At 60.3% G+C, this 14,267-nt stretch carries 10 protein-coding genes and 4 tRNA genes; all 14 read left to right on the plus strand.

Features of this window, described 5'->3' with window-relative positions:
* Nucleotides 1-119 precede the first annotated feature (119 nt).
* The 14 genes from OH686_RS14905 to rpsL all read left to right on the plus strand — a co-directional run bounded on the left by OH686_RS14905 (nucleotide 120) and on the right by rpsL (nucleotide 14,254).
* Nucleotides 120-204: transfer RNA gene (locus OH686_RS14905), tRNA-Tyr, on the plus strand.
* A 25-nt stretch (nucleotides 205-229) separates the two neighbouring features.
* Nucleotides 230-303, plus strand: a tRNA-Gly gene (locus OH686_RS14910).
* Nucleotides 304-327: 24 nt separating this feature from the next.
* Nucleotides 328-403 (plus strand) — tRNA-Thr (locus OH686_RS14915).
* An 84-nt stretch (nucleotides 404-487) separates the two neighbouring features.
* Complete coding sequence (gene tuf, locus OH686_RS14920) at nucleotides 488-1,681, plus strand: elongation factor Tu (RefSeq protein WP_279867659.1); 1,194 nt, start codon at nucleotides 488-490, stop codon at nucleotides 1,679-1,681.
* A gap of 54 nt (nucleotides 1,682-1,735) precedes the next feature.
* Nucleotides 1,736-1,811: transfer RNA gene (locus tag OH686_RS14925), tRNA-Trp, on the plus strand.
* A gap of 49 nt (nucleotides 1,812-1,860) precedes the next feature.
* Nucleotides 1,861-2,229, plus strand: a complete 369-nt coding sequence (secE, locus tag OH686_RS14930; protein WP_137975133.1) for a preprotein translocase subunit SecE — start codon at nucleotides 1,861-1,863, stop codon at nucleotides 2,227-2,229.
* Between the two features lie 9 nt (nucleotides 2,230-2,238).
* Entirely contained in the window at nucleotides 2,239-2,772 is a 534-nt protein-coding gene (nusG, locus tag OH686_RS14935) for a transcription termination/antitermination protein NusG (RefSeq protein ID WP_289533604.1), read from the plus strand.
* A gap of 118 nt (nucleotides 2,773-2,890) precedes the next feature.
* On the plus strand, nucleotides 2,891-3,322 hold the full coding sequence (rplK, locus tag OH686_RS14940) for a 50S ribosomal protein L11 (RefSeq protein ID WP_004373444.1): 432 nt from the start codon (nucleotides 2,891-2,893) through the stop codon (nucleotides 3,320-3,322).
* Nucleotides 3,322-4,017, plus strand: coding sequence for a 50S ribosomal protein L1 (rplA, locus tag OH686_RS14945; RefSeq protein WP_137975134.1), 696 nt, complete (start codon nucleotides 3,322-3,324; stop codon nucleotides 4,015-4,017). The genes rplK and rplA overlap by 1 nt, the downstream gene beginning before the upstream one ends.
* Before the next feature lie 213 nt (nucleotides 4,018-4,230).
* Nucleotides 4,231-4,731: a 50S ribosomal protein L10 gene (gene rplJ, locus OH686_RS14950; RefSeq protein ID WP_137975135.1), complete on the plus strand. Its 501-nt coding sequence runs from the start codon at nucleotides 4,231-4,233 to the stop codon at nucleotides 4,729-4,731.
* A gap of 77 nt (nucleotides 4,732-4,808) precedes the next feature.
* Nucleotides 4,809-5,177: a 50S ribosomal protein L7/L12 gene (rplL, locus tag OH686_RS14955; RefSeq protein WP_043310286.1), complete on the plus strand. Its 369-nt coding sequence runs from the start codon at nucleotides 4,809-4,811 to the stop codon at nucleotides 5,175-5,177.
* A 219-nt stretch (nucleotides 5,178-5,396) separates the two neighbouring features.
* Nucleotides 5,397-9,470 carry a DNA-directed RNA polymerase subunit beta gene (gene rpoB / locus OH686_RS14960; protein WP_289533607.1) on the plus strand — a complete coding sequence of 1,358 codons (4,074 nt, stop codon included), beginning with the start codon at nucleotides 5,397-5,399 and terminating at the stop codon, nucleotides 9,468-9,470.
* Nucleotides 9,471-9,526: 56 nt separating this feature from the next.
* The gene (rpoC, locus tag OH686_RS14965) at nucleotides 9,527-13,726 is read left to right on the plus strand and encodes a DNA-directed RNA polymerase subunit beta' (protein WP_289533608.1); all 4,200 of its coding nucleotides are present in this window, start codon (nucleotides 9,527-9,529) and stop codon (nucleotides 13,724-13,726) included.
* A 156-nt stretch (nucleotides 13,727-13,882) separates the two neighbouring features.
* Nucleotides 13,883-14,254: a 30S ribosomal protein S12 gene (rpsL, locus tag OH686_RS14970; protein WP_021217014.1), complete on the plus strand. Its 372-nt coding sequence runs from the start codon at nucleotides 13,883-13,885 to the stop codon at nucleotides 14,252-14,254.
* Nucleotides 14,255-14,267 lie beyond the last annotated feature (13 nt).

Raw genomic sequence — 14,267 nt, forward strand, 5'->3', positions numbered from 1 at the left:
GGCGCCCGCTTTGCGAGGGTCGCCTCGCGGGGCTGCTGTCAAAGAGTGCTAACCTCAAGTTTTTATTGAGGAAATGCTTGACAGTAGGGTGGCATGAGAAGAGAATGCCGCCTCACTTTGGAGGGGTTCCCGAGCGGCCAAAGGGATCAGACTGTAAATCTGACGTCATAGACTTCGAAGGTTCGAATCCTTCCCCCTCCACCAGATTTAAGCGAGAGCTGCAAGCTCCGCGGGCATAGTTTAGTGGTAGAACCTCAGCCTTCCAAGCTGATGATGCGGGTTCGATTCCCGCTGCCCGCTCCAAGTTTGTTGTTCGCAAAGTGTTTCGCTCATGTAGCTCAGCTGGTAGAGCACACCCTTGGTAAGGGTGAGGTCAGCGGTTCAAATCCGCTCATGAGCTCCACTTCAACAAAGGCAGATATGCAGATATCTGCCTTTGTTTTAATGGCAGTGTCAGTTCTCAATTCCTTGTTCGGAGACGGGTCAGATGGCTAAGGAAAAATTTGAACGTAACAAACCGCACGTCAACGTTGGCACCATCGGTCACGTTGACCACGGTAAAACCACTCTGACCGCTGCTCTGACCCGCGTCTGCTCCGAAGTATTCGGTTCGGCCAAGGTCGACTTCGACAAGATCGACTCCGCTCCGGAAGAGAAGGCTCGCGGTATCACCATCAACACCGCTCACGTTGAGTACGACTCGGCCGTTCGCCACTACGCGCACGTTGACTGCCCGGGCCACGCCGACTACGTGAAGAACATGATCACCGGTGCTGCCCAGATGGACGGCGCGATCCTGGTTTGCTCCGCTGCTGACGGCCCGATGCCGCAGACCCGCGAGCACATCCTGCTGTCCCGTCAGGTAGGCGTTCCTTACATCGTCGTGTTCCTGAACAAGGCCGACATGGTTGACGACGCCGAGCTGCTGGAACTGGTCGAGATGGAAGTTCGTGACCTGCTGTCCACCTACGACTTCCCGGGCGACGACACTCCGATCATCATCGGTTCCGCTCTGATGGCTCTGAACGGCCAAGACGACAACGAAATGGGTACCAGCGCTGTTAAGAAGCTGGTCGAGACTCTGGATGCCTACATCCCTGAGCCGGTTCGTGCCATCGACATGCCGTTCCTGATGCCGATCGAAGACGTGTTCTCCATCTCCGGCCGCGGTACCGTGGTAACCGGTCGTGTCGAGCGTGGCATCGTCAAGATTCAGGAAGAAATCGAGATCGTTGGTCTGCGTGAAACCACCAAGACCACCTGCACCGGCGTTGAAATGTTCCGCAAGCTGCTCGACGAAGGTCGTGCTGGCGAGAACTGCGGTGTTCTGCTGCGCGGCACCAAGCGTGACGACGTAGAGCGTGGTCAGGTTCTGGCCAAGCCGGGCACCATCAAGCCGCACACCAAGTTCGAAGCTGAAGTGTATGTGCTGTCCAAAGAAGAAGGTGGTCGTCACACCCCGTTCTTCAAGGGCTACCGTCCGCAGTTCTACTTCCGTACCACTGACGTAACCGGTTCGTGCGAACTGCCGGAAGGCGTTGAGATGGTAATGCCGGGCGACAACATCAAAATGGTTGTCACCCTGATCAAGCCGATCGCCATGGACGACGGCCTGCGTTTCGCAATTCGCGAAGGCGGCCGTACCGTTGGTGCCGGCGTGGTTGCCAAAGTCATCGAGTAATCGGTTGATCTGCCTCGGTAAGGTCGGCATAATGGTCGGCCTTACTTCGATTTTAGGCCAGTAGCTCAATTGGCAGAGCGGCGGTCTCCAAAACCGCAGGTTGGGGGTTCGATTCCCTCCTGGCCTGCCAGATTCCTGGATAAAAGTGGATCTGGCGTTTCTTTCGACAGGGTTTTCTCATGAATGCCAAAGCTGAAGCTAAAGACTCCCGCTTTGACGCGCTGAAGTGGCTCGTTGTGGCTGCTCTGGTCGTCGCAGGTGTTGTCGGCAATCAGTATTTCTCGGCTGAACCGCTTCTGTATCGCGTGCTGGCTCTGTTGGCGCTGGCCGTAGTAGTCGGTTTCGTCGCGCTGCAGACTGCGAAAGGTCAGGCGTTCTTTGCTCTGGCAAAAGAAGCGCGCATCGAGATTCGCAAGGTTGTCTGGCCGACCCGCCAGGAAACCACGCAAACCACGCTGATCGTGGTTGCGGTGGTTCTGGTGATGTCGTTGGTCCTGTGGGGCTTGGATAGCCTGCTGGGCTGGCTTGTTTCGTTGATTGTCGGTTAAGGGTGTCCCGTGGCTAAGCGTTGGTACGTTGTGCATGCTTACTCGGGTTACGAGAAGCATGTCATGCGCTCGCTGATCGAGCGCGTCAAGCTGGCTGGCATGGAAGACGAGTTCGGCGAAATTCTGGTCCCCACCGAAGAAGTGGTGGAGATGCGTAACGGCCAGAAGCGCAAGAGCGAGCGGAAGTTCTTCCCTGGCTATGTGCTGGTTCAGATGGAGATGAACGAGGCGACTTGGCACCTGATCAAGGACACGTCTCGCGTCATGGGCTTCATTGGTGGTACTGCCGACAAGCCGGCGCCGATCACCGAGAAAGAAGCCGACGCCATCCTGCGTCGTGTTGCCGATAGCGGCGACAAGCCGAAGCCGAAGACGCTGTTCGAGCCGGGCGAGACCGTTCGCGTTATCGATGGTCCGTTTGCCGACTTCAATGGTGTCGTCGAAGAAGTTAACTACGAGAAGAGCCGGATCCAAGTGGCCGTGCTTATTTTCGGTCGCTCCACGCCGGTGGAGCTGGAGTTCAGTCAGGTCGAGAAGGCATAACTGGACAATGCATCCCGAACCCCGCAGCCGCTGGCTGTGGGGTTTTGTCGTCACTGGGATAAATGCGTACTAACCGGGGAGCCTCAGTGAGGCGTTTGACCCGATATTGGAGTAGCTCATGGCTAAGAAGATTCAGGCTTACATCAAGCTGCAAGTAAAGGCCGGCCAGGCCAACCCGTCGCCACCCGTCGGCCCCGCTCTGGGTCAGCACGGCGTGAACATCATGGAATTCTGCAAGGCGTTCAACGCTAAGACTCAGGGCATGGAACCTGGTCTGCCGACTCCTGTGATCATCACCGTTTACAGCGACCGCAGCTTCACCTTTGAAACCAAAAGCACCCCGGCTTCGGTTCTGCTGAAGAAGGCCGCCGGCCTGACCAGCGGTTCCGCTCGTCCGAACACCGTTAAAGTTGGCACCGTTACCCGTGCTCAGCTGGAAGAGATCGCCAAGACCAAGCAGGCCGATCTGACCGCCGCTGACCTGGATGCGGCCGTGCGTACCATCGCCGGCTCCGCTCGTAGCATGGGCCTGAACGTGGAGGGTGTGTAATGGCTAAGGTAACCAAGCGTCAGAAGGCTATCGCCGAGAAGATCGAAGCCGGCAAGGCTTACAACTTCGAAGAGGCCGCCAAGCTGCTGGCCGAGCTGTCCACCGTCAAGTTCACCGAGTCCTTCGACGTCTCCGTGAACCTGGGCGTAGACCCGCGTAAATCCGACCAGGTCGTGCGTGGCGCCACCGTGCTGCCGAACGGCACTGGCAAGACCGTCCGCGTTGCCGTGTTCACCCAGGGCCCGGGCGCTGAAGCCGCTCTGGCTGCCGGCGCTGACAAGGTCGGCATGGACGAACTGGCTGCCGAAATGAAAGCCGGCGACCTGAACTACGACGTGGTCATCGCCTCCCCGGACGCCATGCGCGTTGTCGGTCAGCTGGGCCAGGTCCTCGGTCCGCGTGGTCTGATGCCGAACCCGAAAGTCGGCACTGTGACTCCGGACGTGGCTACCGCCGTGAAGAACGCCAAGGCCGGTCAGGTACGTTTCCGTACCGACAAGAACGGCATCATCCACACCTCCGTTGGCAAGGTCGGCTTCGAAGCCGCCGCGCTGAAGCAGAACGTGGAAGCCCTGCTGTCCGACCTGAAGCGTCTGAAGCCGTCCACCTCCAAAGGCGTGTACGTCAAGCGCGTGACCCTGAGCACCACCATGGGTCCGGGTCTGGTCATCGATCAGGCTTCGCTGGAAGCGTAAGTGATTTGGCCGACGGACGAGTCCGTCGGCCTGAAAGATTGGGGTCCCTGCCTGGCGGGGGCTATCCAAGACCGTAGGCGGCGCAAGCCTTAAACCCGGAGAGCGATCTCCACAAGCCTACGCAGATGGTGCTCCCGGTTCCTTACCGAATCAGACACCAAAACGACACCTGGTTTCGATCAGGTGAAACGGTAACAAGCAGGAGTTTTACCCGTGGCAATTAAACTCGAAGACAAGAAGGCCATCGTCGCTGAAGTCAACGAGGCTGCCAAAGTCGCCCTGTCCGCTGTTGTGGCTGATGCCCGCGGTGTGACTGTTGGCGCTATGACCGGACTCCGTAAAGAGGCTCGTGAAGCTGGTGTGTACGTGAAAGTCGTACGTAACACCCTGCTCAAGCGTGCAGTTGCTGATACTGAGTACAGTATCCTCAACGACGTCTTCGCCGGCCCGACCTTGATCGCTTTCTCCAACGAGCACCCGGGCGCTGCTGCCCGTCTGTTCAAAGAGTTCGCTAAAGGTAACGACAAGTTCGAGATCAAGGCAGCTGCGTTCGAGGGCAAGTTCCTCGCAGCAAACCAGATCGACGTACTGGCAACTCTGCCGACCTACGACGAAGCCATTTCGCAGCTGATGAGCGTGATTCAAGGCGCTACCAGCAAGCTGGCTCGTACTCTGGCGGCCGTTCGCGACCAGAAAGAAGCTGCCGCCGCCTAAGGCGCGGAAGTACCTTTCAAATCACATGTTTAATTTGATGGCTGCGTAGGCTGTCACCCCAATACAGGATTTAAGTCATGTCTCTGACTAACGAGCAAATCATCGAAGCCATCGGCCAGAAAACCGTTCTGGAAGTTGTTGAGCTGATCAAGGCAATGGAAGAGAAGTTCGGCGTTACCGCTGCTGCTGCCACCGTTGCTGCTGCTGGCCCGGCTGCTGCCGCTGCTGAAGAGCAAACCGAGTTCAACGTTGTTCTGGCCGAAGCCGGCGACAAGAAAGTCAACGTGATCAAGGCTGTTCGCGAGCTGACCGGTCTGGGTCTGAAAGAAGCCAAAGAGAAAGTCGACACCGCTCCGCAAGTCATCGCCGAAGGCCTGACCAAGGAAGCTGCTGAAGACGCCAAGAAGAAGCTGGAAGAAGCTGGCGCCAAAGTCGAGCTCAAGTAAGCGACGACCTTGCGTCTACAGCCCGAGCGTTAAGCGAAAGGCTGATGGCTGGTGGCTAATGCCACCGGCCTTTTTCCGTTATGGGCGGAGTTCGAATGAGCTCTGTCCATGGCGTGAAAACCCCGCCCGAGGGCGGCGCAAACCAAGGGTTTGCACGATTTTCTGGTCGTTGCCGTCGGCAGCGGCCAAACAAGCAGGTGACCAAGCTGGGGAACGCTGATGGCTTACTCATACACTGAGAAAAAACGTATCCGCAAGGACTTTAGCAAGTTGCCGGATGTGATGGATGTGCCGTATCTCCTGGCCATCCAGCTGGATTCGTATCGCGAATTCCTGCAGCAAGGAGTGAGCAAGGAGCAGTTCCGCGACGTTGGCCTGCATGCGGCCTTCAAGTCCGTATTCCCGATCATCAGCTACTCCGGCAATGCCGCTCTCGAGTACGTTGGCTACCGCCTGGGCGAGCCCGCGTTCGACGTCAAAGAGTGCGTGCTGCGTGGCGTGACCTTCGCCGTGCCGCTGCGGGTCAAAGTCCGTCTGATCATCTTCGACAAAGAATCGTCGAACAAAGCGATCAAGGACATCAAAGAGCAAGAAGTGTACATGGGCGAAATTCCGCTCATGACCGAGAACGGTACCTTCATCATCAACGGTACCGAGCGTGTGATCGTCTCCCAGTTGCACCGCTCCCCGGGTGTGTTCTTCGACCACGACCGTGGCAAGACCCACAGCTCCGGCAAGCTGCTGTACTCCGCGCGCATCATCCCCTACCGCGGTTCCTGGCTGGACTTCGAGTTCGACCCGAAGGACGCCGTGTTCGTCCGTATCGACCGTCGCCGCAAGCTGCCGGCTTCCGTCCTGCTGCGTGCCCTGGGCTACAGCACCGAGGAAGTGCTGGACACCTTCTATGACACCAACGTCTTCCATGTGAAGGGCGAGACTCTGAGCCTGGAACTGGTGCCGCAGCGTCTGCGTGGCGAGATCGCCGCGTTCGACATCAAGGACGAGAAGGGCAAGGTCATCGTTGAGCAGGGCCGCCGTATCACCGCGCGCCACATCAACCAGATCGACAAGGCCGGCATCAAAGAGCTGGAAGTTCCGCTCGACTACCTGCTGGGTCGCACTACCGCCAAGGCCATCGTGCATCCGGCCACTGGCGAGATCGTTGCCGAGTGCAACACCGAGATGACCACCGACCTGCTGGCCAAGATCGTCAAGGCCCAGGTGGTCCGCATCGAGACCCTGTACACCAACGACATTGACTGCGGTCCGTTCATCTCCGACACGCTGAAGATCGACTCCACCGGCAACCAGCTGGAAGCCCTGGTCGAGATCTACCGCATGATGCGTCCTGGCGAGCCGCCAACCAAGGATGCTGCCGAGACCCTGTTCAACAACCTGTTCTTCAGCGCCGAGCGTTACGACCTGTCCGCCGTCGGCCGCATGAAGTTCAACCGTCGTATCGGTCGCACCGAGATCGAAGGCTCCGGCGTTCTGTCCAAAGAAGACATCGTCGACGTTCTGAAGACCCTGGTCGACATCCGTAACGGCAAGGGCATCGTCGACGACATCGACCACCTGGGTAACCGTCGCGTGCGTTGCGTCGGCGAAATGGCCGAGAACCAGTTCCGCGTGGGCCTGGTCCGCGTCGAGCGCGCGGTCAAAGAGCGTCTGTCGATGGCCGAAAGCGAAGGCCTGATGCCGCAGGACCTGATCAACGCCAAGCCGGTTGCGGCGGCGGTGAAGGAGTTCTTCGGTTCCAGCCAGCTTTCCCAGTTCATGGACCAGAACAACCCGCTTTCCGAGATCACCCACAAGCGCCGCGTCTCCGCACTCGGCCCGGGCGGTCTGACCCGTGAGCGCGCCGGCTTCGAAGTCCGCGACGTACACCCGACCCACTACGGCCGCGTGTGCCCGATCGAGACCCCTGAAGGTCCGAACATCGGTCTGATCAACTCCCTGGCCGCTTATGCCCGCACCAACCAGTACGGCTTCCTGGAAAGCCCGTACCGCGTGGTGAAGGACACCAAGGTCACCGACGAGATCGTGTTCCTGTCCGCCATCGAAGAGGCCGATCACGTGATCGCCCAGGCTTCGGCGACCATGAACGCCAAAGGCCAGCTGGTCGACGAACTGGTGGCCGTGCGTCACCTCAACGAGTTCACCGTCAAGGCGCCGGAAGACGTGACCCTGATGGACGTCTCGCCGAAGCAGGTGGTTTCCGTTGCTGCCTCGCTGATTCCGTTCCTAGAGCACGACGACGCCAACCGTGCACTAATGGGTTCGAACATGCAGCGTCAGGCTGTACCGACCCTGCGCGCCGACAAGCCGCTGGTAGGTACCGGCATGGAGCGCAACGTCGCCCGTGACTCCGGCGTCTGCGTCGTGGCCCGTCGCGGTGGTGTGATCGACTCCGTCGACGCCAGCCGTATCGTGGTGCGTGTTGCCGATGACGAAGTGGAAACCGGTGAAGCCGGTGTCGACATCTACAACCTGACCAAGTACACCCGCTCCAACCAGAACACCTGCATCAACCAGCGCCCGCTGGTCAGCAAGGGTGACGTGGTGGCGCGTGGCGACATCATGGCCGACGGCCCGTCCACCGACATGGGTGAACTGGCGCTGGGTCAGAACATGCGCGTCGCGTTCATGCCGTGGAACGGCTTCAACTTCGAAGACTCCATCTGCCTGTCCGAGCGCGTGGTCCAGGAAGACCGCTTCACCACGATCCACATCCAGGAACTGACCTGCGTGGCCCGTGACACCAAGCTCGGCCCAGAGGAAATCACCGCGGACATCCCGAACGTGGGTGAGGCCGCGCTGAACAAGCTGGACGAAGCCGGTATCGTCTACGTCGGCGCCGAAGTCATGGCCGGCGACATCCTGGTCGGCAAGGTCACCCCGAAAGGCGAGACCCAGCTGACTCCGGAAGAGAAACTGCTGCGTGCGATCTTCGGTGAGAAGGCCAGCGACGTTAAGGACACCTCCCTGCGCGTGCCGACCGGCACCAAGGGCACCGTCATCGACGTCCAGGTCTTCACCCGTGATGGCGTGGAGCGCGACAGCCGCGCCCTGGCCATCGAGAAGCAGCAGCTCGACGAGATCCGCAAGGACCTCAACGAAGAGTTCCGCATCGTCGAAGGCGCCACCTTCGAGCGCCTGCGTTCCGCTCTGGTCGGCGCCAAGGCCGAAGGCGGCGCTGGCCTGAAGAAAGGCACCGCGATCACCGACGAGTACCTCGACGGTCTGGAACGTGGCCAGTGGTTCAAGCTGCGCATGGCCGACGACGCTCTGAACGAGCAGCTGGAGAAGGCCCAGGCCTACATCAGCGATCGTCGCCAGATGCTCGACGACAAGTTCGAAGACAAGAAGCGCAAGCTGCAGCAGGGCGACGACCTGGCGCCGGGCGTACTGAAGATCGTCAAGGTCTACCTCGCCATCAAGCGCCGCATCCAGCCGGGCGACAAGATGGCCGGTCGTCACGGTAACAAGGGTGTGGTCTCCGTGATCATGCCGGTCGAAGACATGCCGCACGATGCCAATGGCACCCCGGTCGACATCGTCCTCAACCCGCTGGGCGTACCGTCGCGTATGAACGTCGGTCAGATCCTCGAAACCCACCTGGGCCTGGCGGCCAAGGGCCTGGGCGAGAAGATCAACCGCATGCTCGAAGAGCAGCGCAAGATCGCCGAGCTGCGCAAGTTCCTCAACGAGATCTACAACGAGATCGGCGGTCGCCAGGAAAGCCTGAACGAGTTCTCGGACACCGAGATCCTCGAGCTGGCGAAGAACCTGAAAGGCGGCGTTCCGATGGCTACCGCCGTGTTCGACGGTGCCAAGGAAACCGAGATCAAGGCCATGCTGAAGCTGGCCGATCTGCCGGAAAGCGGTCAGATGCGTCTGTTCGACGGTCGTACCGGTAACCAGTTCGAGCGTCCGACCACCGTCGGCTACATGTACATGCTCAAGCTGAACCACCTGGTCGACGACAAGATGCACGCTCGTTCCACCGGTTCCTACAGCCTGGTAACCCAGCAGCCGCTGGGTGGTAAGGCGCAGTTCGGTGGTCAGCGCTTCGGTGAGATGGAGGTCTGGGCACTGGAAGCCTACGGCGCCGCCTACACCCTGCAGGAAATGCTGACCGTGAAGTCGGACGACGTGAACGGCCGGACCAAGATGTACAAGAACATCGTGGACGGCGATCACCGCATGGAGGCCGGCATGCCCGAGTCCTTCAACGTGTTGATCAAAGAGATCCGCTCGCTCGGTATCGACATCGAACTGGAAACCGAATAACACGCCTTGCTGCGGCCGCACCGTCGGCCGCAGCAGGTCCGTGAGGAGGAAAGGCCTTGAAAGACTTGCTGAATCTGTTGAAAAACCAGGGTCAGGTTGAAGAGTTCGATGCGATCCGTATCGGTCTGGCTTCGCCTGAGATGATCCGTTCCTGGTCTTTCGGTGAAGTGAAAAAACCGGAAACCATCAACTACCGTACCTTCAAGCCCGAGCGTGACGGCCTGTTCTGCGCCAAGATCTTTGGCCCGGTCAAGGACTACGAGTGCCTGTGCGGTAAGTACAAGCGCCTCAAGCACCGCGGCGTGATCTGCGAGAAGTGCGGCGTGGAAGTGGCCCTGGCCAAGGTCCGTCGTGAGCGCATGGCGCACATCGAACTGGCCTCGCCGGTCGCCCACATCTGGTTCCTGAAGTCCCTGCCGTCCCGTATCGGCCTGCTGCTGGACATGACCCTGCGTGACATCGAACGCGTGCTCTATTTCGAGAGCTACGTGGTGATCGACCCGGGCATGACCACCCTGGAAAAGGGCCAACTGCTGAACGATGAGCAGTACTTCGAAGCCCTCGAAGAGTTCGGTGACGACTTCGACGCGCGCATGGGCGCCGAGGCCGTTCGCGAGCTGCTCAACGCCATCGACCTGGATCATGAGATCGGCCGCCTGCGCGAAGAGATTCCGCAGACCAACTCCGAGACCAAGATCAAGAAGCTGTCCAAGCGCCTGAAGCTGATGGAAGCCTTCAAGGACTCCGGCAACCACCCGGAGTGGATGGTCCTGACCGTTCTGCCGGTACTGCCGCCGGACCTGCGTCCGCTGGTTCCGCTGGATGGCGGCCGCTTCGCGACTTCCGATCTCAACGATCTGTACCGTCGCGTGATCAACCGTAACAACCGTCTGAAGCGCCTGCTCGACCTGGCCGCGCCGGACATCATCGTGCGCAACGAAAAGCGCATGCTGCAGGAAGCGGTCGACGCCCTGCTGGATAACGGCCGTCGCGGTCGCGCCATCACCGGCTCGAACAAGCGTCCGCTGAAGTCCCTGGCCGACATGATCAAAGGTAAGCAAGGTCGCTTCCGTCAGAACCTGCTCGGTAAGCGCGTGGACTACTCCGGTCGTTCCGTGATCACCGTGGGCCCGACCCTGCGTCTGCACCAGTGCGGTCTGCCGAAGAAGATGGCCCTCGAGCTGTTCAAGCCGTTCATCTTCGGCAAGCTCGAAGCCCGCGGCATGGCCACCACCATCAAGGCGGCCAAGAAGATGGTCGAGCGCGAACTGCCAGAGGTCTGGGACGTTCTCGCCGAAGTCATCCGCGAACATCCCGTGCTGCTCAACCGCGCACCGACCCTGCACCGTCTGGGCATCCAGGCGTTCGAACCGGTTCTGATCGAAGGTAAAGCCATCCAGCTGCACCCGCTGGTCTGCGCCGCGTACAACGCCGACTTCGACGGTGACCAGATGGCCGTGCACGTTCCGCTGACCCTCGAGGCCCAGCTGGAAGCGCGCGCGCTGATGATGTCCACCAACAACGTGCTGTCGCCCGCCAACGGCGAGCCGATCATCGTGCCGTCCCAGGACGTGGTTCTGGGTCTGTACTACATGACCCGTGAAGCCGTGAACGCCAAGGGCGAAGGTCGCGTATTCGCCGACCTGCAGGAAGTCGACCGCGTGTTCCGCGCCGGCGAGGCCTCCCTGCACGCCAAGGTCAAGGTGCGCATCAACGAGACCGTCAAGCAGAAGGACGGCAGCCTGGTCAAGAACACCCGCATCGTCGACACCACCGTCGGCCGCGCGCTGCTGTTCCAGATCGTGCCGGCCGGCCTGTCCTATGACGTGGTCAACCAGTCGATGAAGAAGAAGGCGATCTCCCGTCTGATCAACCAGTGCTACCGCACCGTTGGTCTGAAGGACACCGTGATCTTCGCCGACCAGCTGATGTACACCGGTTTCGCCTACTCGACCATCTCCGGTGTGTCGATCGGCGTGAACGACTTCGTCATCCCGGACGAGAAGGCGCGCATCATCGACGCCGCCACCGAGGAAGTGAAGGAGATCGAATCGCAGTACGCCTCCGGCCTGGTGACCCAGGGCGAGAAGTACAACAAGGTGATCGACCTCTGGTCCAAGGCCAACGACGAAGTATCCAAGGCGATGATGGCCAACCTCTCGAAAGAGAAGGTCGTCGACCGCGAGGGCAAGGAAGTCGACCAGGAGTCCTTCAACTCCATGTACATGATGGCGGACTCCGGTGCTCGTGGTAGCGCCGCCCAGATCCGTCAGCTGGCCGGTATGCGTGGCCTGATGGCCAAGCCGGACGGCTCCATCATCGAGACGCCGATCACCGCGAACTTCCGTGAAGGCCTGAACGTACTGCAGTACTTCATCTCCACCCACGGTGCTCGTAAGGGTCTGGCGGATACCGCACTGAAGACCGCGAACTCCGGTTACCTGACCCGTCGCCTGGTCGACGTGGCCCAGGACCTGGTGGTGACCGAAGTCGACTGCGGCACCGAACACGGTCTGCTGATGACTCCGCACATCGAAGGCGGCGACGTGGTCGAGCCGCTCGGTGAGCGCGTGCTCGGCCGTGTGATCGCCAAGGACGTGCCGAAGCCGGGCAGCGATGAAATCATCGTTCCGGCCGGTACCCTGGTCGACGAGCAGTGGGTCGAGTTCATCGAGCGCAACAGCATCGACGAAGTGATCGTGCGTTCGCCGATCACCTGCGAAACCCGCTATGGCATCTGCGCCAAGTGCTACGGCCGCGATCTGGCCCGTGGTCACCAGGTCAACATCGGTGAAGCGGTGGGCGTCATCGCCGCCCAGTCCATCGGTGAGCCGGGTACCCAGCTGACCATGCGTACGTTCCACATCGGTGGTGCCGCCAGCCGTACCTCGGCTGCCGACAACGTCCAGGTGAAGAACGGTGGTGCGATCCGCCTGCACAACCTGAAGCACGTCGAGCGTGCCGACGGCAACCTGGTGGCCGTGTCCCGTTCCGGCGAGCTGGCCGTGGCCGACGAATTCGGTCGCGAGCGCGAGCGCTACAAGCTGCCGTACGGTGCCGTGATTTCCGTGAAGGAAGGCGACAAGGTCGACGCTGGCGCCATCGTCGCCAAGTGGGACCCGCACACCCACCCGATCGTGACCGAAATGAAGGGTACCGTGACCTTCGTCGGCATGGAGGAGGGCATCACCATCAAGCGCCAGACCGACGAACTGACCGGTCTGACCAACATCGAAGTCCTCGATCCGAAGGATCGTCCGGCTGCTGGCAAGGACATTCGTCCGGCGATCAAGATGGTCGACGCCAACGGCAAGGAACTGCTGCTGCCGGGTACCGACGTACCGGCCCAGTACTTCCTGCCGGCCAACGCCCTGGTCGGCGTGGCGGACGGTGCGCAGATCGGTGTCGGTGACGTCATCGCCCGTATCCCGCAGGAAACCTCGAAGACCCGCGACATCACCGGTGGTCTGCCGCGCGTTGCCGACCTGTTCGAAGCCCGTCGTCCGAAAGAGGCTTCGATCCTGGCGGAGATCAGCGGCACCATCTCGTTCGGCAAGGAGACAAAGGGCAAGCGCCGTCTGGTCATCACCCCGACCGATGGCAGCGATCCGTACGAGGAGCTGATTCCGAAGTGGCGTCACCTGAACGTCTTCGAAGGCGAACAAGTGAACCGCGGCGAAGTCATCTCCGACGGTCCGAGCGATCCGCACGACATCCTGCGTCTGCTGGGCGTCAGCGCGCTGGCCAAGTACATCGTCAACGAAATCCAGGACGTTTACCGTCTGCAGGGCGTGAAGATCAACGACAAGCACATCGAGACCATTCTGCGTCAGATGCTGCGTAAGGTTGAGATCAGCGAATCCGGCGACTCCAGCTTCATCAAGGGCGACCAGATGGAACTGACCCACGTCCTGGGCGAGAACGAAGTGCTGGCGGGCGAAGACAAGTTCATCGCCAAGTACGAGCGCGTTCTGCTGGGTATCACCAAGGCCTCGCTGTCCACCGAGTCGTTCATCTCCGCGGCTTCCTTCCAGGAAACCACCCGCGTACTGACCGAAGCGGCCGTGACCGGCAAGCGCGACTACCTGCGCGGCCTGAAGGAGAACGTTGTTGTGGGTCGTCTGATCCCGGCCGGTACCGGCCTGGCCTACCACAGCGAGCGTAAGCGTCGTCGTGATGCCGACAAGCCTCAGCGCGTGAGCGCGAGCGAGGTCGAAGCGGCTCTCACCGAGGCGCTGAACTCCAGCGGTAACTGATCGGATAGGGCCCCGGGCGAGCAATCGCCCGGGGCCTTGTCTTGACTGGGGGCGGGAGTCTCTTTAGACTCATGCACCCCTAAATTTGGCAGGGCGACTAGCTCTGCCATTTTGCTTTAGGGCAATAGCGTCGAAAGACAACAGTGGAGCTTATAGATGGCAACTATCAACCAGCTGGTACGCCAGCCGCGCAAGCGTATCGTCGAGAAGAGCGACGTGCCTGCGCTGCAGAACTGCCCGCAGCGCCGTGGCGTGTGCACTCGCGTGTACACCACCACGCCGAAGAAACCGAACTCCGCACTGCGTAAAGTGTGCCGTGTTCGTCTGACCAACGGTTTTGAAGTCACCTCCTACATCGGTGGTGAAGGTCACAACCTGCAAGAGCACAGCGTCGTGCTGATCCGTGGCGGTCGTGTAAAAGACCTTCCGGGTGTGCGCTACCACACTGTTCGCGGTTCGCTGGACACCACCGGTGTCAAAGACCGTAAGCAGGGTCGCTCGAAGTACGGTACCAAGCGTCCGAAGTAATTCGGTCTGCCAT

It is taken from the genome of Pseudomonas sp. SO81, assembly GCF_030374125.1.
Classification (GTDB): domain Bacteria; phylum Pseudomonadota; class Gammaproteobacteria; order Pseudomonadales; family Pseudomonadaceae; genus Aquipseudomonas.